Below are 19,716 nucleotides of genomic sequence, written 5' to 3'. Positions count from 1 at the left end.
TGGCCCGGCTTGCCTGGGCCGGATAGAACGGAAACGACCTCCCATGTCTGCTTTGACTTGTGCCCGTTTGCATCACCCCAGCCGAAAAACGGCGTCCATTATCCATCTGGGCGTGGAGCGTGATACCCGTGCTCTGGATCTGCTGCCGCAGCAACGTCTGAACTGTTATCCGGCTTCGCCCCTGGTGGTGTTGTCCTGGGTTTTCCATGGCCAGCTGCACATGGTGCAGACGCCCGTGGATGGAGGGAGTCCGGTACTGTCAGAGCCCCTGCCCGGCATGCTGTTTGCCGGGCCTTCGCGCACACCTTCCATTAGCTGGTCTCCGGGGCCTGTCCATGCGATTTCGATTGGACTGTACCCGGATGCCTTGAAACGTGTGTTTGGTATCGAGGCCAGCGACTTTCTGGATCAGGTACTGCCCATGGATCAGGTCTTGCCCGCTGCCAGCTGTCAGACACTTGGGCAAGCTGGCACAGAAGAAGGCCCTTTATTCGAACAACTGGAGGCGGCAATTCATCGTTGTGCTCATGGCTGTCTGGCGACAGAAGGTGCTGCCACCTTGCATCATTGGTTGACGGCATTGGGGATGCGGATGGCAGCAACACGCACGGGAACGGGCTTGCGTCAGATGCAAAGGCAATTCAAGCGTTGGGCCGGGCAGAGCCAGCGTGAGCTGCAGCTGTATGTGCGTGCTGAGCGTGCTTTTGCCTTGGTGCAGCAGCAGGAAAATCCGGTCTGGTCTGATGTGGCGTTGCAAGCCGGGTATAGCGACCAGTCTCATTTTGGCAGAGAGGTCAAACGGGTTTCGGGCTTTTCACCGGCTCAGTTCGCTCAGCGCATGAAGTCTGATGAGGCCTTCTGGATGTACCGATTGCTGGGCGAGGCCTGAACCAGCAGACATAAAAAAACCCATTCAAAAGAATGGGCCCTGGCTTGCTGGCGCAACGCTCACTGCGTAGGCGGTAAGGTGCTGGCAAACGAGGGGCGCGCTTGGAGTTTTTCATCCAGGCGTTGCAGATTGCCGTACTGCGAGCGCCAGTCCAGTTCAGGAAAGCGCAGATCCAGATAACCCAGTGCGCAGCCTACGGCAATGTCGGCCAGGCTAAAGCTGGTGCCCATGCAAAAGGACTGGTCACCCAAGGTGTTGTTCATGGATTGCAGGGCGGCGGTAATCTTGCTGTTTTGGCGGTCAATCCAGGCGGGTAGACGCAGCTCTTGGGGACGGCGTTTTTCCACCACGATGGCAACGCAGGCATCAAGCAAGCCATCGGCAATGGCTTCCCAGCATTTGACTGCAGCGCGATCACGTCCGGCTTGGGGAATCAGGCGGCCGACGGGCGAGAGGGTATCCAGATACTCGACGATCACGCGGGAGTCAAACAGATTTGCCTGATCATCCATAATCAGACAGGGGACTTTGCCCAGTGGATTGTGCTTCAGAATATCGCTGTCATCGGCCCACACATCCTCCAGAATCAGCTCGTAGTCGAGCTTTTTTTCCGCCATGACAACACGCACTTTGCGCGCGTATGGGCTGGTGAGGGAAGCTAGAAGTTTCATAAAAAGCTATCAAAAGTTGCAGGCTCAAAAAGTATAGCAGGAACCTATGGGCGAACGTCCCGCAGGCCGGGCCTGAACCTGTCGCTGGAAACAATGTTGGAAAACTGTGGTTTATTCGTCAAAGCCTCGAACAGCCGTCGCATTCTGACCCCATGCTGAACGCGTGGCATACGGGTGCCAGCCTGCAATGTTAGAATGCGGGCTGACTTTATTCCCCCTTCTTTTCTGTAGAACGATGCACATAGCCGATACCCTGAGCACTCTGAATGCCTTGTCGCCATTGGACGGGCGTTATGGCAGCCGTACCGCCCCCTTGCGTGGCCTGTTGTCCGAAGCCGCATTTATGTGGCATCGCGTAGAGGTCGAAGTGGCCTGGTTGATCGGCCTGTCCGACGCGGGTCTGCCCGAACTGCCTACTTTCTCCGCCGAAGCTCGCGAGGTACTCAAGAGCCTGGTGCAGAACTTCTCGGAAGACGATGCCGCCCGCATCAAAGCCATCGAGCGCACTACGAACCACGACGTGAAAGCCGTGGAATACTGGTTGAAAGAAAAAGTGGCCGACCACGCCGAGCTGTCCGCTGCGGCTGAATTCATCCATTTTTCCTGCACCTCTGAAGACATCAACAACACCTCGCATGCGCTGATGCTGACGCGTGCCCGTGAGCAGGTGATCCTGCCGCAACTGCAAGAAGTGTGTGATGCCATCAAGGCTCAGGCCCGCTTGCACGCCGAGCAGCCTTTGCTCTCGCGCACCCACGGTCAGCCAGCCAGCCCCAGCACCATGGGCAAGGAATTTGCCAACGTGGCCGCTCGACTGCAAAACGCCATTGCGGCCATTGCTGCGGTCCAGCCTCTGGCCAAAATGAATGGTGCCACCGGCAACTACAACGCTCACTTCTCGGCTTACCCCGAAATTGATTGGCCTGCATTCAGCCAGAAAGTGCTGGCTGGTCTGGGTCTGACGCAAAACGTCTACACCATTCAGATCGAACCCCACGACTGGATGGCCGCTCTGTTTGACGCCATCGCTCGCGCCAACACCATCTTGCTGGACTTCAACCGTGACGTCTGGGGCTACATCTCCCTGGGTTACTTCAAACAGCGCCTCAAAGAAGGCGAGATCGGTTCGTCCACCATGCCGCACAAGGTCAACCCGATTGACTTTGAAAACTCGGAAGGCAACCTGGGCCTGGCCAATGCCATGCTGCGCCACCTGTCCGAAAAGCTGCCTATCTCCCGTTGGCAGCGTGACCTGACCGACTCGACCGTGCTGCGTAACCTGGGCGTGGCTCTGGGTTACAGCGTGGTGGCTTACGACGCCTGCCTGCGTGGTCTGGGCAAACTGGAACTGAACGCCGCTGCTGTCGATGCGGACATCGACGCATGCTGGGAAATCCTGGCCGAGCCGGTTCAAACGGTGATGCGCCGCTACGGTTTGCCCCAGCCTTACGAGCAACTCAAAGCCCTGACACGTGGTCGTGGTATTACTCAGGAAGCGTTGCGCGAGTTTATTGGCGGTCTGGAATTGCCCGCCGACGCTAAAACCTATTTGCTTGAGCTAACTCCACGCAGCTATCTGGGCGTGGCAGTAAAGTTGGCCCAGGCGATCTAAATCCAAACGGCTGTGTTCTTGCACAAGGGCACAGCCGGCCGGGTTTCTTGAGCCAGTGCTTTATGAAGTGTTTTATGTTTCATCACACAGGAGTTCACATGAAAAAATTCGCGTTTCTGACTGCCGCTGCCGCCTTGTGCGCTGCGTTTGTCACGCCTGCTACCGCCCAGTTTGCCAAGCCAGAACAGGCCGTGAACTACCGTCAAGCCAGCATGTCGCTGATTGGCTCGCACTTTGGTCGTATGGCTCCCGTGGCCAAAAAAGAAGCACCGTATGATGCGGCTGCAATCGCTAAAAACGTAGAAGTGCTGACGGTTTTGGCGGCTTTGCCTTGGGGCGCATTTGGCGCTGGTACCGAAGGCGGCGAGACCAAAGCTGAGGCCTGGAGCGATGCTCAGGGTTTCAAGCAAGCTACCGATGATTTCACCGCTGCCATCGACAAGCTGAAAGTGGCTTCCGATTCGGGCGATTTTGATGCCTTCCGCGTGGCTTTCGGTAATGTGGGCAAGTCCTGTAAGACTTGTCACGACGCTTACCGTAAAGAAAAATAAGCAACAGGTTTGCTTATAAAAAAAGCCCTCGAAAGAGGGCTTTTTCTTTTAGGCCTGTGCCTGTGTTTAAAGGGAGCAGTTTGCCTGCAGGCAAGATTGGCAAGAATCATGATGGGATCTCAGTGTTGATAACCCGTTTCACCGTGGGTACGGATATCCAGACCTTCGCGCTCGTGGTCAGCATCGACACGTAAACCGCCGCAGACTAGCTTGGCAATGGTGAAGGCAATCCAGGCAGCCACACCGGACCAGACCAGCGTAACCAGCACGCCTTCGAGCTGAATCCACAACTGCATCCAGATACTGTTGCCAGCGGCAGTACCAGGACCACCCAGAACAGGTGCGTTGAACAGACCTGTGAGCAAAGCGCCCACAATCCCGCCCAAACCGTGAATGCCAAAAACGTCCAGCGTATCGTCGGCGCGTAACCAGCGCTTCAGAACATTCACACCCCACAAGCACGCCAGGGAGGTAATCAGGCCAATGGCCAGTGCGCCGGAAGGAGCCACAAAACCGGCTGCCGGGGTAATGCCGACCAAACCTGCGATCGCACCCGAGCAGGCACCCAGCAAGGAAGGATGACCTTTGCTGATCCATTCACCCAAAGTCCAGGCCACAACGCCGATGGCGGCTGCCAGCATGGTGTTGAAGAAGGCCAGCGTGGCATTTTCATTGGCCGACAAAGCCGAGCCTGCGTTGAAACCGAACCAGCCTACCCACAGCAGAGCAGCACCAATAAAGGTCAGGGGCAGGTTATGAGGTGGCATGGCTTCACGACGGTAGTTCAGTCTGGGGCCAATCATCCAGGCACCGACCAGACCGGCAATACCGGCGTTGATATGCACCACCGTGCCACCGGCAAAGTCCAGCGCGCCACGGGAGTTGAGCAAGCCGCCGTTCTGTTCATCGGCAAACCAGACCATATGGCAAATGGGCAGATAGGCCAAAGTGAACCAGATCACGGTAAAGACCAGGATGGCGGACAGGCGGGTACGTTCTGCCAGACTACCGACAACCAGAGCGCAAGTCAGACCGGCAAAGGTGGCCTGAAAAGACGCAAACAGCAGTTCAGGCAAGGTGCCCGACATGGAGAACTGTTGGTCAGCAGCGGTGAACATGCCGTTGAACAAGACCTTGTCGAAACTGCCAATCAAGGGATTGCCAGCGGTAAAGGCCAGTGAGTAGCCATAGATAAACCACAGCACCACCCCCAGACTGAACACCAGCAAGGTCTGGGATAACATGGACAAGGCATTTTTTTGACGCACCATCCCTGAGTAAAACAGGGCCAGGCCCGGCGCGGCCATCATCAGTACCAGAAGCGTGGAGACCAGCATCCACGATAGATCAGCGTTGTTCATGATGGAGTCTCCGATTACAGGGCTTGCTCATCGCATTCGCCGGTGCGGATGCGGATGACATGGTCCAGCGGCTGGACAAAGATCTTGCCGTCACCAATACGTCCGGTGCGGGCACTGCTTTGAATGGCCTCCAGAACGCTTTGCAACTGCTCGTCGGGAATAGCCAGTTCAATGCGGATCTTGGGCAGGAAGTCGACTGCATATTCCGCACCGCGGTAAAGCTCGGTGTGGCCTTTCTGGCGACCAAATCCCTTGACCTCGGTAAGCGTCATCCCCTGTATGCCCAGATCGGAAAGGGCCTCGCGTATCTCGTCAACCTTGAAGGGTTTGACGATGGCGGTAATCAATTTCATAGGTGTTCCTGAAGTAAACACAGGCAAGCTGGCCTTGCGGATGCAAAGGAACACCGAGAGGGGTAGGAGACGGTTGAGAGGGGGCCGACCGGGATGGGTAATCCTGGTGGATGGCTTGAGTGCAACCGGGCAACGCCGGTTTGAGCGACTCTCCGGCTGTCAGCAGGGTGTGCGACAGCGCGAACGCAAGTGGTAGGCAAGCGGACCTGTGTTGTAGGTTGAAGAGCAACACAATTCCGGCAAGGCGAGTAAGCTAGCTAGGCACGTGACCCCGGTCTTGCCTAGTCGGTGGGCAGCGAGATAACAGCAGCGCTCTGTGACGCCTGTCTCCGCTCATCTCACCACCGCAGGAACAACGACTATGGAAAAATAATATATGTTGCGGCGCAACAAGTGCGCATTTTTTTTTAATAGTCTTAACTTTGCAACATTCGGTTCAGAAAAATGACCGGCTGCAGAGTAGGCAAAACAGACCTGTTCGTGCTGGAATTGCCGTGTCTGAATGGCAGGGCGCCAGGAGGATCGACAGGGCAGCCCGCGTGTCAGCGCTGCCCGTGTATCGATAGAGCTCGTTCTGCGACTAGCAAGGATCAAGAGAGCAGCTCAGGACCTTTGTGCTTTCTGGTTTTTTTGCTGTCTGTGCTCTGAGTGGGGAAAGTAAGCGGTACATGCCGCCGGTTAAATGCCTGTAGGCCTCCTTGCCATAATTTGAATCCCAGGCAGGCGTCCCATTTGTCGCGTTGGTATAGCCAATGGGTGTGACAAACAGTGCAGTGATACAGACTTTCGGTGCTTGGTTCGTCAGTGTCATCTACTCGTCTGATGGGTTTGAGGTAAGGATGTCGTTGAGCGTTGGGTTGCGATAGTGGAAGGGTTTGGCACATGATGCACATGGTGCCTCGGTCTAGCTGGGCCATACAATGCTCCTCAAATAATTTTGTGGTTGATGTAATAGCGTTTGCAAACTGGCTTGCCAATTAGCGTAGGGTGATGGTTTGTAATAAATATCACCACGATTCACTGTACTGCAGAAAATGTGACAGCCGTTTCAGGCCGCATCTCAATGTAATGACATGCGACCTGCATATGGCGAGCAAGTGTTCAAATTCCTGCAAATACCAGCGTCAAAAGCTCTGGCCTTTGACTATTTTTTGGATGGCGGCTCATTGCCAGGAATCTTTTTAGGGTCCGGCTCGGGGTTGGGCGTTTTGCCGGGAGGAGTGGTGTCGGGCGCTTTGGTGGGATCAATGGCAATTGGCATGAACATCTCCTGACTGAAGTGATCTTCCAGCGTATCGGATTTAGGGCGCAGCTAAAGTAAACAACTATGACTGCAGGGCAGGCCGCTCTTGTTTTTTCTTGTTGCATCGAAAAGAAGCTGGGTAGCCAATCGGCGAAGCCATTGCCTGGCGATGCTATGATCAAACTCCTTACAGAAAGCGGACTAGCGCCTTGGGAAGCGAGTTGGAAAAAACCACCCTGGACCTGGAGAATTTTCTCCCTTATCAAGTCACGATATTGGCCTCGCATATTGCGGTGACCTTTGCGCGTCAGCATGCACAGCAATTTGGTTTGTCCATTCCAGAGTGGCGCATCATTGCGACCCTGGGACGCTATGGCACCCTGACCTCGGGCAGTTTGACCGAGCGCACCAGCATGGACAAGGCCAAGGTCAGCCGTGCCGTTTCTCGCCTGACAGCCGCTCAGTTAATTGCTCGTCGCGATAATGAAAACGATATGCGCAGCAATCTGCTGTGTCTGACCGAGCAGGGTCAGCAAGTGCACGATCGCATTGTGCCCATCGCTCTGGGTCTGGAGCAGGAGCTGACGTCCGTGCTTAGCCAGGAAGAGCTCAGCTCCTTTAAAGAGATGATGACGCGCCTGGAGAACCGTATGGTCCAGCGCTTTGGCAGCGATTTCAGCGGCGACGCACATATTTGAAGTCTCAAGGGTAATCACCGAGTTGTGCTGGATATTTCTCACGCTAATATTGTTTCGTTTGAAACGAAACAATATTCAGGAGAGGATCATGACGCAGGTCGTAGACAGCCCAATCGCAGCCAGCCGCTTGGAAACCACAATCATGTCGCCCGCTATCGGTGTCGAGGTAGCGGGTGTCGATTTGACTCAGGCCCTGGAGGATATGCAGGTACAGGAGCTGCGCGCCTTGTTGTTGAAGCATCAATTGCTGGTGTTTCGCGACCAGCCTTTGAATGCGGCACAGCATGTTGCATTTGCCCGTTGCTTTGGTGAGCTGGAAGTGCATCCGGTTTTTCCACACGATCCGGACTATCCCGAGCTGGTGCTGCTGGGGGGCAATAACACGCAGCCGGGGCGTGAGAATATCTACCATAGCGATGTCAGCTGGCGGGCCGAACCTTCCATGGGTTCCATTCTGCGTTGCATTGAATGTCCACCCGCCGGGGGCGATACGATCTGGTGCAATATGGCACTGGCCTATGAGAACTTGCCGCCTCACATCAAAGATATTTTGCACGAGCTGGAAGCCGTACACGATTTATTGCCCGGTTTCATAGACCGTATCCCCGAGGAGGACAGAGCTGCGTTGCGAGATCGTTTTCCAGCGCAGACTCACCCTGTGGTGCGCACTCATCCAGAAACTGGCCAGCGGATTTTGTATGTCAGCAGCTGGACTACCCATCTGGCCAATTACATCGAAACCGGCTTTTTCCGTGGCATGCCCGAGCTGCAAAGCGGCGCTCATTTCCTGCTGCAGTATTTGGTGGATCAGGCCCGTCACCCGGAGTATCAGGTGCGCTTGAAATGGCAGCCTCACACCATTGCGTTTTGGGACAACCGGGCCACCCAGCATTATGCCGTTCAGGACTATTTTCCTTTGCCCCGCAAAATGGCCCGAGCCACCATTATTGGTGACCGTCCTTATTGATCGTATCGCTGCACTTTTGACAAGTTGGGGGAAGACATGGAAAACCAGAAAAAGTATTTCCCAGGACAGCGCTACGTCGTGGTGTTCTTGTTGTTTTTGTTCATGGTGATCAACTTTGCCGATAAGGCGATATTTGGTCTGGTCGCCGTGCCGTTGATGGAGGAGCTGGCCATCGGGCCACAGCAGTTTGGCACCATTGCAGGCAGCTTTTTCTTCCTGTTTGCGATCTCGGGCATTGTGGTGGGTTTTGTGTCCAATACGGTGTCCTCGCGTTTGCTGCTGGTGGGGCTGGTCATTATCTGGTCTGTAGCCCAGGTTCCGATCGCTATGGGAGCCAGCACGATTATTGCCTTGATGGCTTGTCGCATTTTGCTGGGCGTGGGGGAAGGCCCTGCCTACCCCCTGGCCTTACATGCTTGCTACAAGTGGTTCCCGGATCAGGAGCGTACCTGGCCTACGGCCATCGTGATGCAGGGTGGGCAAGTGGGCATGCTGTTGGCCGGCCCCCTGGTGGGGTATTTGACCATCAGCCACGGCTGGCGCTCGGTGTTTTGGGTGACAGCGGCAGTGGGGCTGATGTGGCTGGTGGTATGGGCCTTGCTGGGCAAGGATGGTCCCATCAGTGCGAATCCGGCGCCCGCCGTTGGCAAGAGCAAGCTGCAGTCTCGCTGTTCGTACCGTGATGTGCTTTTGAATCGTAGTTTCATCGGCAACCTGCTGATGTACTGGGTAGCGTACTGGTGTGCTGCACTGGTCTTTACCTGGTTACCCGCTTATTTGCAACGCGGTCTGAACTTCTCGTCGGACACGGCTGGATGGCTATTTTCCCTGTGTATTTTTGTGGCAATCCCGATTGTGTCGGGCGGCTCTTACCTGTCCAACCGCTTCTTGCGTCAGGGGTATTCGTCCCGAGTGGCACGCAGTCTGGTCACGGTAGGTTTCTTGTTGGCAGGGGCCTTGTGCCTGCTGGCGGCCGCTTACTTGAAGCCGGGTCCAACAGCGGGGATTGTGCTGATCGCCTTGGGCTTGAGTTTCCCCCAGGTCGGTTTTGTGCTTTGTTCGGCAATCTCAGCGCAAATCAGCCCAATCGAAAAGCGAGGTTCTACATTGGCCATCACCAATTCCTTGTCCACAACAGCGGGTCTGGTTGCACCGATTGTGATGGGAAGATTGATTCAGGCCGAGCCAGGTCTTGCCGGTTTTCACCAGGCTTTTGCCTTGACGGCCGTACTTTTGCTGCTGGGAGCCGTGCTGGGTTTTGTCTTGGTGGATCCCTCCCGCACACTGTCGCAGATTCAGGCAAAGGCAGGAAGTCCTGTGAGTGGTTCGGCTTCTGTTTAAGGCAGGGTGTTGAAGAACGCAGAGTGGCACTGCTTACCGTGTTTTTCTATACACTTGCCTGGATGGACAGTATGGAGATTCAGGAAAAGATGATGGCAAGTGTGACGGGTTTCATGCGGGCCGCTTCATGACCGAATTACAGAAGGGGTGCCACGACTATTGACCGTGTGCAGTATTGTCACCCAAGCCCTGCCACTCAAAAATTGGCAGGGCCCTTGAACTTCGCAGGGATAGTGTTCAGACGCAAAAAAGCCCGCTACAGTAGCGGGCTGATTTACGGTGTTACGGCATGGTGTACCGTAAGCAGCAGGACATTTGGTGGGTCGTGACAGACTCGAACTGTCGACCAATGGATTAAGAGTCCAGTGCTCTACCAACTGAGCTAACGACCCCCGTTTCCTGCGAAGAAAAAGATTATAGAACGGAAATTATCTAGCGCAAGACGTGGTTACATAATTTTACGTTTATCAGGAGACTGGGTCAGGACGGGTGAAGGTGTCGCACATTTTCAGCTGTCCGGTTTTATAGCCTTCCATGAACCAGGCCATGCGTTGTTGCGAGCTGCCGTGGGTAAAGGAATCGGGGACCACATAGCCTTGCGATTGCTTTTGCAAGGTGTCATCGCCTACGGCTTGAGCGGCATCCAGGGCCGAGCGAATATCGCCTGGTTCCAGAATCTGGCGTTGCGCGTCAGCGTGGTTTGCCCAAATACCGGCATAGCAATCAGCCTGAAGCTCCAGGCGTACGGAGGCTTGACGAGCCTGGGAGGCGGAGCCGCTGCGACGGGCCTCATCGACACGACGCATCATGCCTAACTGGTTCTGAACGTGGTGGCCCACTTCATGCGCAATCACATAGGCAGGGGCAAAGTCGCCCTTGACGCCCATCTTTTGCTCCATCTCGGTGAAAAAGCCCAAGTCTATATAAAGCTTTTGATCGGCAGGGCAGTAAAACGGCCCCATGGCAGATTGACCCGCCCCGCAGGCGGTCGGGGTAGCGCCCCGGTACAGCACCAGCACGGGATCGCGGTAGCTGCCATTGGTTTGCTTGGCAAAAACATCACGCCAGACATCCTCGGTTTCGCCCAGGATCTTGGCAATGGTTTGGCCCTGTGCATCCGAGGCTGCAACGGGTTGAGACTGAGGGGCGCTGGTAGGGCCGTCGGCCAGGTTCAGCACCACACTGGGATCCACCCCAAAGTACATGGCCACCAGGGCCAGCACGATTGTCCCCAAGCCGATCTTGCCGCCGCTCAATCGTGGCCCATTGGCACGGCGGTCCTCGACATTACGGCTGGAGCGAGACTTATCCAGACGCATCACGCTCTCCTTGAATTGGAAAACGTCAATGTACTCTGATTTCCGTGGATAGAGCAGGGGCATTTTCGATCCTTGTCATCGGAAAACGGGTAGGGGGCGTTAATTACCCCACCATGACAAGTCATTGAATTGCTTGGCTTAATTTGACTTGTCCAAAGGCTATCCCCGAGCTTGCCCACTGAAAATGTGGATAAGTGGATAAGTAAGTCACCGGGACACTGCGGTATGCTACTTTTCTCAGAGCGTACCCTACTGGAGAGCGAGTATGTTGGGAGGAACCTTGTTAGCTTTGCGCGACCATGCACGAGTCCGTGCCATTGGAGCGGTCATAGCTCGATACGGGATTGGGGATGTGATGCATCGCCTGGGCTTGTCGGACCTCCTGCCCGGTAACAAGACCCCGGTGGCGGCCGAGATGCCCGAGCGCTCGGCACCTGAACGTTTGCGACGTGCGCTGGAAGAGCTGGGTCCGACCTTTATCAAGCTGGGTCAGATTCTGGCTACACGTAATGATTTGCTGTCGTTGGAGTGGACGCAGGAGCTGGAGAAGCTGCAAGGTCATGCCGCGCCGGTGCCTTGGGAAACGATCAGACCCGAGCTGGAGCAGGCTTTGGGTCAAACGGTTGAGCAAGCCTTTGCGCGCTTTGACACCCAGGTGCTGGCCTCGGCCTCCATGGCACAGGTGTATCGCGCCTGTTTGCGGGATGGCACCGAAGTCGTGGTGAAGGTGCAGCGCCCTGGTCTGGAGCCACTGATTCAGGCTGACTTGCGTTTGTTGAAACAGATTGCCCGCCTGGTCCAGCAACAAGGCCTGCTGCCTGAGTATCGCCCCTACGATATCGTGCGTGCCCTGGCTGAAGCCATTGCCGATGAGCTGGACTTCACACGCGAAGCGGCCAATACCTTGGCGGTGCGCGAGAACATGCAGCCTTTCAAGGACATTGTGGTTCCGCGTGTCTATATGGAGTGGACCAGCGCGACGGTCATGGTGCAGGAGTTTGTCCCCGGGGTCTCGCCCATTCAAGAGGCACAGTTGCAAGCCATTGAGGCGGATCGTCCTTTATTGGCCCGCCGAGGTGCCTTGGCGTTCCTGCATATGGTGCTGGAGGACGGGCTGTTTCATGCTGATCCGCACCCCGGCAATATGATGGCCTTGCCAGGCAATAAGGTTGCCTTTATTGATTTCGGCTTGGTGGGCCATTTGACGGAACGTCGCCGCCAGCAATTGCTGGTGTTGCTACGGGCGATTGTGGATGGACAGGCAGATGGGGTGGCAACGACCTTGCTGGACTGGTCCGGGGCAGAGGACTTTGATTGGAGCCGTCTGGAAGAAAGTGCCCAGCGTTATGTAGCCCGACAAAGCAGTGGACTGTTGTCCATCTCGGCTGCCTTGCTGGACTTCATGGCTCTGGCGCGCGAGAACCATTTAATTCTGCCGCCGGATCTGGCCTTGCTGTTCAAGGCTTTTATCACGGCGGACGGTGTGCTGAAGCGTCTGGACCCGCAGTTTGATGTGGTCGAAGTCGCGCAGCCCGTGATCATGGGCTTGATGCGCAAGCAGTACTCGCCACGTCGTGTTTATGCGGACCTGCAACGCAGTTTGCTGGAGTCGCGGCAGTTGGCCATGGATGCGCCCCAATTGCTGCGTCTGTTAATGCATAGAGTGCGGCAAGGAAAGATCTCCGCGCGTATTCAAATCGAGGGGATGCCGCGTCTGGCCTCGTCGCTGGAAAAGGCGGCCACCCGTCTGGCCATTGCGATTGTGACGGCGGCTTTTGTATTGATTTTGGGTCCGGTGCTGGTCACGCGCGGTCCCGCATGGCTGGGCCTGACTATTTTCAGCTGGGCGGGCTTATTAGCCGCTGTGCTGGGCCTGGTTCTGGTTTTGTGGGGATTTTGGCGACGGCGCTAAGAAGTATCTTGAGGCCGTCGCTTTCTGCGCAGGAAGTGCTCAAGCGGCTAGTCACCGTCCAGTTTAAAAGACGGCTAGTAAAAATGCGGCTCAGCCCAAACAGTCCCCGCATTATCCCCAGGTTTATTCACAGCTTCTGGGGATAAGTCGGGCTTACATAAAGTCGTCCATGCCACCGCCTACGGGTGCCAGACCTGTCATCCAGTACACACCCCAGGCAATCAGCGCCACAATGATCAGAGCGAGAAAACGGGTTTTCCAGCTGTCTTTGCTGGCAGGCAGGCTGGCATCGGCGGGAACCGGCATGCTGCCCCTGACCATGACGCTGGTTAATTTCTGACCACGCAACACGCGATACAGGAAAATAGCCAGGATATGCAAGGCAATAATGGCCAGCATGATCCATTCATTGGCTTTGTGCAGGCCGGTCAGGGTTTTGGACCAGTCGCTGCTCAGATAGGCCAAAGGGCCAGTCGTGAAGATGTCGTCATTGGCAAACAGGCCCGAGACGGCCTGAAAACCGAACACAATCAACATGATCCAGACGGACCAGGCACCGATGGGGTTGTGGCCGGGGTAAACCGCGGGCTTGTCACGCAAGTAGCGCAGGCTGCGCACAGGGTTGGGCAGGAAGTGGCTGAAGCGGGAGTAGTAACCACCAATCAGGCCCCAGACCAGACGAAATGCCAGCAGCCCCAGGGCCAGCAAGCCAAAGCGTACGTGCCAGTCCATCCACAAACCGCCAACCTTGATCGTCACAAAACAGCCCACGATGCTGATCACAAGCAGCCAGTGGAACAGGCGGGTGGGTAGATCCCAGATGAGTAAAGGGCGAGTCGAGGAGGCGTGCATAGGGAAAATCCGGAGAGACTAAGACATCTGATTATAGTCAGTGTTGTCTTGGAGTCCGTTTTCCGCCGCGGGTTCCTTCTCTTATTGAGCGCGGTGTTTGCGCTTGCGCAAACTGATCTTGCGACCGTCGTAACGGTACTCGTCGATCAGGGTGGGATTATCCAGGCTGGGGGTTTCCATGATCAGGGTTTGGCCCTGGTGGCGTACTCGAATTTGTGCGCTGCAAGACCCAAACGCTGGCGAGACGGTATAGCCCTTGGATGACACTGTGACCCAGTGATAATAAATCGAGCAACCCCCCAGGCCGTTGTCCACCGAAATCAACGCTGTCTGGTTGTTGGATTGTCTGAAGGCGTAGGGAATATTGATCAAGCCCTTGAGTTCGGGCGCGATGATTTGCGAGTCCAGTTGCAGTTGTGCTTCATAGACATAATCGCTTTGGCTCACTTGCAAGGTGCCGTAGGGGCTGTCCAGACTTAATTGAGAAGGAGGCTGGGGCCAGGTCTGGCTTGCCGCACTATGGGCGACAAACGGTTGCAGGGCCAAGCCGAGCCCAATCACAACATAACGAATAAAGACCTTAGTGGCGGGCATGATCAATCAAGTAAGAGGATGATCAAGGCTCAGTGAAAAACACAAAGCGCCATAGATCATCTGTATTTGTAAGTTTCATAACATTTTATGTATTTTCTTGTTGCGTAGAATACCGGATCGCAGAACTTTTCGCTATAAGGATAGGCACATAAGGTGAATGTTTCATGTCTGTGTCATAGGGGGACTGGCGAAATTAGTCCTGAAAAGCATCTTGCCTCAGGCTTAAAGAAATGGAGTGAATTGGGCTATCATTGCTAGGTTGCCCCGGATGGGGCCAAGCCGCATTTCTTCGTTGCAGCAGAGACTCATTATGCAATCCATCCCGGATGCCGCACTGGCATCAGAATCGGACTCCCCGCTGGCTGCCCAGCAGGCCAAACCCGGCGCTTTATTGGACTACGTCAGCTCCAGCCGTTTGCCTACCCCCTGGGCCGTATTCCAAATCCATGTATTTGTAGAGCGCAGCAATCAAAAAGAACACGTCTTGTTGACCCTGGGGGATGTGGCCGACGGCGAGCCTGTCCTGGCCCGTGTCCACTCCGAGTGTCTGACGGGCGATGCCTTGTTCAGCCTGCGCTGCGATTGCGGCCCTCAACTGCAATTGGCGCTGGAACGTATTGCTACGGCAGGCCGTGGTGCCTTGATGTATTTGCGCCAGGAAGGGCGGGGTATTGGTCTGGTGAACAAGATCCGTGCCTACAACCTGCAAGATCAGGGTGCGGATACGGTGGAAGCCAACGAGAAGCTGGGGTTTCCTGCGGATATGCGTCGCTATGATATTTGCAAGGATATGCTCGAGCACGTCGGTATCCAGAAGCTGCGTCTGATGACCAATAATCCGCGCAAGGTAAAAACCCTGCAGGAAATTGGCATTGATGTGGTGGAGCGTGTGCCGCATCAAATTGAAGGTAATCCCTTTAACGAGGCTTACCTGAACACGAAGCGTCTGCGCTTGGGCCACTGGCTGGAAACAGACGAATAAAAAAGGGCGCGCGGGCAGAAATTGATTCTGCTCCGATTTCGTTCCTGCTTATCGCGGTATCAACACAAAGGGCCATCAATTGGCCCTTTGTGTTTTTCTCTGGTGGAGATTCAGCGCGATCAGGATGTGCTACCTGCTGGCAGGCAATGCAAAAGAGAAAGCCGGATCCGATGTCCACGCAGGGATTGGAATCCGGCTTTATCTTTGCTTGCTCAGGCTTGAGCGCTGAAGGGGCGGGTGGCTGCTTGTGCAGAACTAAACAGCCAAGGCCTGGTCGAACCAGGCCTTCCCGGTCTTAGGCAGGGCTCTTTTCCAGCAAGGCGCTGACACTGGCCTTGGCGTTCTCTACAATCTGATCACGCAGCTCTGGGGTTTTGCCCAGACCTTCGGCGTACACAATACGCAGGTCCGTTACACCCATGAAGCCGAACATCACACGCAGGTAGCTTTCCTGATGTTCCATGGCCTGGCCTTGCTCCGATTCGGAGTAGATGCCACCACGGCTCAGAACCAGGTAAACCGTTTTGTCGCCAGCCAGACCTTCCGGGCCATTGCTGGTGTAGCGGAAAGTGCGGCCAGCTTGAGCCAGACGGTCCATCCAGGCTTTCAGTTGGCTAGGAATGGTGAAGTTGTAGAAGGGGGCGCCAATCACCACCACATCGGAAGCCAGGAACTGGCTCAGGTATTGTTCGGTGATGGCGTTCTCGGCACGCTGGCGCTCGCTCAGGGTGGCTGGGTCCAGACCCAGACGCATGCCCAGGGAGTCAGCCGAAAAGTGAGGTGGCGGGTTCAGGGCCAGATCTACATGCTCCACTTGGACTTGCTCATTTTGCTGGCGCAGTTGATCAACCACAAATTGCGAAAGTTCGCGGGAAACGGAGTTGGCGCCGGTGATACTGGAGTCTACGTGTAGCAGTTTCATGATGTTTGGTGTCCAAAGCGATGAAGGAATGGTGTCATTATGTTTGATGCCCATACCTTTGATAAGCCGGTTTTTCTGAGAAAGATTATTCTACTTTTGTCTGTAATCCTGGAAAACTTCCCTGTATGTATGACTTAAATGACATGGTGCTGTTTACCGAAGTGGTACAGCGTGGCGGCTTTAGTGCTGCTGCCCGACACTTGGGCATGCCGCCATCGCGAGTGTCGCGACGTCTTAGCCGTCTTGAGGCTGAAGTCGGTGTGCGCCTGCTGCAACGCACCACGCGCAGCCTGTCTCTGACCCCTGCTGGAGAGGTGTTCCTGCGCCATTGCCAGGCCATGCGTGACGAGGCCGAAGCTGCGTATTCTGCGGTGGCTCAAGTGCAGCAAGAACCGCGTGGTCTCTTGCGTATCAGTTGCCCGGTCACCTTGGCCCATACGGTCTTGTCGACCGTGTTTGCACAGTTTCTGATTCGCTACCCTCAGGTCGAGCTGGAGGTGGAGGTCAGCAACCGGGTGGTTGATCCGGTGGCGGACGGGATTGATGTGGCTTTGCGAGTGCGCAGCACCTTAAGTGATAGTGCGAGCTATATCGTCAAGCGCCTGGGTGAAACAGGGGCGATTCTGGTTGCTCAGCCTGAACTGCTGGCGCGTTTTGATCCGGTGCGCGGCCCGGCTGATTTGGTGAAATTGCCCACGGTGGCCATGTCGGCCCGACAAGGTCAAAACGAATGGGAGCTGTATGGTCCCGAGGGCGCCAGCCTGACGGTAACGCACAGGCCGCGCTATATGGCCTCGGATTTGCTGACGTTGCGTGAAGGGGTGGAGCAGGGCATAGGCGTGGGTATCTTGCCCGACTATATGTGTTGCGAGGCCTTGAAAGCCGGACGCCTGGTGCAGGTATTGCCACAGTGGGCACCCTTGCCGGGGATTATTCACGCTGTGTTTGCTTCCCGCCGAGGCATGGCCCCGGCGGTACGACATTTTCTGGATTATCTGGGTGAGCAACTGCCGGTGCATCACCCCAAAATTTAAGTGATTCAGCGGGCGGTGGCTGCAAAGGGGCAGCTGCTTTGTGCCGGCAGAATGGCCCAGTTCAGATCAATCATGGGACTGCGCTTGGAAGACCAGCGCTGCTCGGCCTGCCCCTTGATAGGGGCTTGCTCGTACAGCTGGAGCAAGGATGCGGGAGGTTTCCCACGGGTCTGAATGCTGTACACAATCAGAGCGCCGCATTCCATATCCTGCGGGAGTGTCAGCCAAGGTGAAGCAGCCGGGTCAGCATCAATAAAGACCATCACATCCTGGCCGGCATGAACGGCAATATTGCCGCCTAGCCAGGTATCGGCTACTACGACTTTAAGTGGGATGCCGGGCATGTGTTCGTTCCAGATGGCTTGCATTTGGGCAGACACTTCCGGGCCGGGGAAGGTGGAGCGAGAGTCCCGACCTTTATGCCAGGCCAATGGGCCACGAGCCAAGGCGTAGCCCGATGCCAGCAATATCTGCAACACGATCACAATAATAGCCACGCGCCGCAGCTGGATCTTGTCCTTGCCGTGCATGACCCAAAGAGCAAAAAAGCCATACAAAACAAAGAAGGTGGTGGCCCAGGAAGCGACCAGACGGGTGCCCATCATGGCTGAAATCAAGACGGTGCTGACGATCGGAGTCAGGCCCACCCACAGCAGGAATTGCTTGTCGCTGCGGGAAATATCATCGGCATAGCGCTGCTTGTTTTGCAAGGCCGCGTCAGATGGGGCCAGCTTTTTCCTGTCACGACGATTCCAGATACCCAGCGCAATCATGGCCACAACCATGGGGCTTAGTCGCCCCAGCTGGTCCAGGCTAAACGCCAGCAGTTCCTTGTAGGCCTCCCAGCGGGTATGTGTTTCCAGCGAGCCGTCCATATAGCGGAAGGGGGCGAAGTCGTGCTTCACCAGCCAGTACAGATGGGGCGACAAGACCAGCACATAGGCAAGCAGGGCCAAGCCCAGCCCTATCCAGGTCTGCCGCTGACGCCACATACCGCTGCGCAGGAAATACAAAAAGAAGGCGGTGAACAGAATCACGGCACTGTATTTGGTGACCGTAGACAGCGCAGCGACGGCGCCCAGCCATAACCAGTCTGCCGGTTTCTGGTCGCGGCTGGCGCGATAGAAAAACCAGGTCGCGGCGGTTACGGACCACAGTTGTGCCGTGTTGTGATTAAAAATGGTGCCGCGCAAGGAAAAGTAAATACTGACAGAACTGATCAGCAAGACCATGAAGGCGCGTTCGGGATTCAGAAATTCGCAGGCCAGTTTCCAGATAAACCATAGCCCCAGCACCGAAGCTGTCATGCCCGCGGCAAAGGTCAGCCATGCCGGGCGTCCGACTACGCTGGTCAAGGCGGCCATCACCCACGCTGGGAAGGGCGGATGCTTCAAATAGCCCAGCTCGAAACTGGCTGACCAGACCAGTTCTTCCATGCCGTCCAGATCGGGGGCTTTATGGCTAATTGCCATCAAAACGGTCCACAGCAAAATCATGAATAACAGATACAGCAGCACATAGCGCTGGTAGGTGTTGGGCTGAGCCGATGCTGGGTTTTGGGCAGTCATGCGTCTGGTGAAAGCGTGAAAATAAGCAAGTGTACTTCTTGTGCGTTGAAAAGCCCCGATTGGACAGGCGTCTTAATCTGGGCTACGATGCGCTTCGTCATTAGGGAGTAGCCGCTTCGGTTTACCGAAGATCAGCGTCAACATACTTGACCTACACAGGGTCATGGCGCTGATAGCAACTTAGCCTGGCAAGACTTTTGACCATGGACCTTCGCGTTTGGCCGGGAGGGTTTGTGGTCATTTGTCTCTTATCCGGCCAGGAGTTGTTATGGAAGCGTTGTTTATCTCCACGGGTGTGGTTGCCTTGGCAGAAATTGGGGACAAAACCCAATTGTTGGCTTTTATTCTTGCAGCCCGCTACAAACGCCCTTGGCCCATCATTCTCGCTATTTTCATAGCAACCTTAGTTAATCACGGTCTGGCTGGCGCCATTGGTGCTTGGGTTCCCGCTTTGCTGGATCCTGAAGTGCTGCGTTGGGTGCTGGGTATTTCCTTTCTGGCCATGGCCATCTGGATTCTGATTCCTGACAAGATCGATGATGCCGAAGCCACCCGTACGCGTTTTGGTGTTTTTGGCACCACGCTGGTGACATTCTTCCTGGCCGAGATGGGCGACAAGACACAGATTGCGACGGTCGCTTTGGCTGCTAAATATCAAGAGTTCGGTTTGGTGGTGCTGGGCACGACCTTGGGCATGATGTTGGCCAATGCACCTGCCGTTTTGTTTGGCGAGCGCATTGCCCGCCGTTTGCCGACTCAGTTGGTACACCGGATTGCTGCCTGTATCTTTGCTGTGCTGGGCGTGCTGGCCTTGTTGGGAGGGGCTGAAAGCCTGGGCTTTTAGCGA

Annotated in this window: 18 protein-coding genes, 1 tRNA gene and 1 riboswitch; of the genes, 10 read left to right on the top strand and 9 right to left on the bottom strand. The window is 55.6% G+C overall.

What is annotated here, in order from left to right:
- Positions 1–43 precede the first annotated feature (43 nt).
- On the top strand, positions 44–889 hold the full coding sequence (locus tag M2Q46_RS06355) for an AraC family transcriptional regulator (RefSeq protein ID WP_239054467.1): 846 nt from the start codon (positions 44–46) through the stop codon (positions 887–889).
- Between the two features lie 59 nt (positions 890–948).
- Here M2Q46_RS06355 and M2Q46_RS06350 read toward each other — a convergent pair whose 3' ends face one another.
- A complete protein-coding gene (locus M2Q46_RS06350; RefSeq protein WP_009456225.1) occupies positions 949–1,560 on the bottom strand; it encodes a glutathione S-transferase family protein in 612 nt (203 codons plus the stop codon).
- 235 nt (positions 1,561–1,795) lie between these two features.
- Between M2Q46_RS06350 and purB the strand changes: the two genes are divergently transcribed.
- Entirely contained in the window at positions 1,796–3,172 is a 1,377-nt protein-coding gene (purB, locus tag M2Q46_RS06345; protein ID WP_009456227.1) for an adenylosuccinate lyase, read from the top strand.
- Between the two features lie 98 nt (positions 3,173–3,270).
- Positions 3,271–3,723 carry a cytochrome c gene (locus tag M2Q46_RS06340; RefSeq protein ID WP_083053307.1) on the top strand — a complete coding sequence of 151 codons (453 nt, stop codon included), beginning with the start codon at positions 3,271–3,273 and terminating at the stop codon, positions 3,721–3,723.
- A 119-nt stretch (positions 3,724–3,842) separates the two neighbouring features.
- On the opposite strand, the gene M2Q46_RS06335 is transcribed toward M2Q46_RS06340, so the two are convergent.
- Positions 3,843–5,084 (bottom strand): ammonium transporter, encoded by a 1,242-nt coding sequence (locus M2Q46_RS06335; RefSeq protein ID WP_083053308.1) that lies wholly within the window; start codon positions 5,082–5,084, stop codon positions 3,843–3,845.
- A gap of 14 nt (positions 5,085–5,098) precedes the next feature.
- Positions 5,099–5,437: a P-II family nitrogen regulator gene (glnK, locus tag M2Q46_RS06330; protein ID WP_009456229.1), complete on the bottom strand. Its 339-nt coding sequence runs from the start codon at positions 5,435–5,437 to the stop codon at positions 5,099–5,101.
- A 1,464-nt stretch (positions 5,438–6,901) separates the two neighbouring features.
- Between glnK and M2Q46_RS06325 the strand changes: the two genes are divergently transcribed.
- From M2Q46_RS06325 to M2Q46_RS06315, 3 genes are all read left to right on the top strand, one after another.
- Positions 6,902–7,378, top strand: coding sequence for a MarR family winged helix-turn-helix transcriptional regulator (locus tag M2Q46_RS06325; RefSeq protein WP_009456231.1), 477 nt, complete (start codon positions 6,902–6,904; stop codon positions 7,376–7,378).
- Positions 7,379–7,466: 88 nt separating this feature from the next.
- On the top strand, positions 7,467–8,345 hold the full coding sequence (locus tag M2Q46_RS06320; RefSeq protein WP_060186895.1) for a TauD/TfdA family dioxygenase: 879 nt from the start codon (positions 7,467–7,469) through the stop codon (positions 8,343–8,345).
- A 36-nt stretch (positions 8,346–8,381) separates the two neighbouring features.
- Positions 8,382–9,686, top strand: a complete 1,305-nt coding sequence (locus M2Q46_RS06315) for an MFS transporter (RefSeq protein ID WP_302356919.1) — start codon at positions 8,382–8,384, stop codon at positions 9,684–9,686.
- A 316-nt stretch (positions 9,687–10,002) separates the two neighbouring features.
- Here M2Q46_RS06315 and M2Q46_RS06310 read toward each other — a convergent pair.
- Positions 10,003–10,078 (bottom strand) — tRNA-Lys (locus tag M2Q46_RS06310).
- A gap of 75 nt (positions 10,079–10,153) precedes the next feature.
- Positions 10,154–11,005 (bottom strand): neutral zinc metallopeptidase, encoded by an 852-nt coding sequence (locus M2Q46_RS06305; RefSeq protein ID WP_060186892.1) that lies wholly within the window; start codon positions 11,003–11,005, stop codon positions 10,154–10,156.
- A gap of 265 nt (positions 11,006–11,270) precedes the next feature.
- Between M2Q46_RS06305 and M2Q46_RS06300 the strand changes: the two genes are divergently transcribed.
- Complete coding sequence (locus M2Q46_RS06300; RefSeq protein ID WP_035272623.1) at positions 11,271–12,917, top strand: AarF/ABC1/UbiB kinase family protein; 1,647 nt, start codon at positions 11,271–11,273, stop codon at positions 12,915–12,917.
- 153 nt (positions 12,918–13,070) lie between these two features.
- On the opposite strand, the gene M2Q46_RS06295 is transcribed toward M2Q46_RS06300, so the two are convergent.
- Both M2Q46_RS06295 and M2Q46_RS06290 read right to left on the bottom strand, forming a co-directional pair.
- The gene (locus M2Q46_RS06295) at positions 13,071–13,769 is read right to left on the bottom strand and encodes a cytochrome b/b6 domain-containing protein (RefSeq protein ID WP_035272624.1); all 699 of its coding nucleotides are present in this window, start codon (positions 13,767–13,769) and stop codon (positions 13,071–13,073) included.
- 81 nt (positions 13,770–13,850) lie between these two features.
- A complete protein-coding gene (locus M2Q46_RS06290; RefSeq protein ID WP_083053310.1) occupies positions 13,851–14,363 on the bottom strand; it encodes a hypothetical protein in 513 nt (170 codons plus the stop codon).
- A 310-nt stretch (positions 14,364–14,673) separates the two neighbouring features.
- Here M2Q46_RS06290 and ribA point away from each other — a divergent pair, with 310 nt between their 5' ends.
- Complete coding sequence (ribA, locus tag M2Q46_RS06285; RefSeq protein ID WP_009456248.1) at positions 14,674–15,345, top strand: GTP cyclohydrolase II; 672 nt, start codon at positions 14,674–14,676, stop codon at positions 15,343–15,345.
- A 295-nt stretch (positions 15,346–15,640) separates the two neighbouring features.
- On the opposite strand, the gene M2Q46_RS06280 is transcribed toward ribA, so the two are convergent.
- Positions 15,641–16,267, bottom strand: coding sequence for an FMN-dependent NADH-azoreductase (locus tag M2Q46_RS06280; RefSeq protein ID WP_026483011.1), 627 nt, complete (start codon positions 16,265–16,267; stop codon positions 15,641–15,643).
- A 125-nt stretch (positions 16,268–16,392) separates the two neighbouring features.
- On the opposite strand from M2Q46_RS06280, the gene M2Q46_RS06275 reads away from it, so the two are divergent.
- On the top strand, positions 16,393–17,301 hold the full coding sequence (locus tag M2Q46_RS06275; protein WP_009456252.1) for a LysR substrate-binding domain-containing protein: 909 nt from the start codon (positions 16,393–16,395) through the stop codon (positions 17,299–17,301).
- Positions 17,302–17,306: 5 nt separating this feature from the next.
- On the opposite strand, the gene M2Q46_RS06270 is transcribed toward M2Q46_RS06275, so the two are convergent.
- Positions 17,307–18,869: a glycosyltransferase family 39 protein gene (locus tag M2Q46_RS06270; protein ID WP_302356918.1), complete on the bottom strand. Its 1,563-nt coding sequence runs from the start codon at positions 18,867–18,869 to the stop codon at positions 17,307–17,309.
- A 90-nt stretch (positions 18,870–18,959) separates the two neighbouring features.
- A riboswitch (yybP-ykoY riboswitch) is annotated at positions 18,960–19,136 on the top strand.
- Between the two features lies 1 nt (position 19,137).
- Between M2Q46_RS06270 and M2Q46_RS06265 the strand changes: the two genes are divergently transcribed.
- Complete coding sequence (locus M2Q46_RS06265) at positions 19,138–19,713, top strand: TMEM165/GDT1 family protein (RefSeq protein ID WP_009456260.1); 576 nt, start codon at positions 19,138–19,140, stop codon at positions 19,711–19,713.
- Positions 19,714–19,716 lie beyond the last annotated feature (3 nt).

It is taken from the genome of Alcaligenes sp. YSL9 (assembly GCF_030515105.1).
GTDB classification, from domain to species: Bacteria; Pseudomonadota; Gammaproteobacteria; order Burkholderiales; family Burkholderiaceae_B; genus Alcaligenes; species Alcaligenes phenolicus.
Note: the sequence above shows the minus strand (reverse complement) of the source record. Positions and strands in the feature narration are given on the sequence as shown.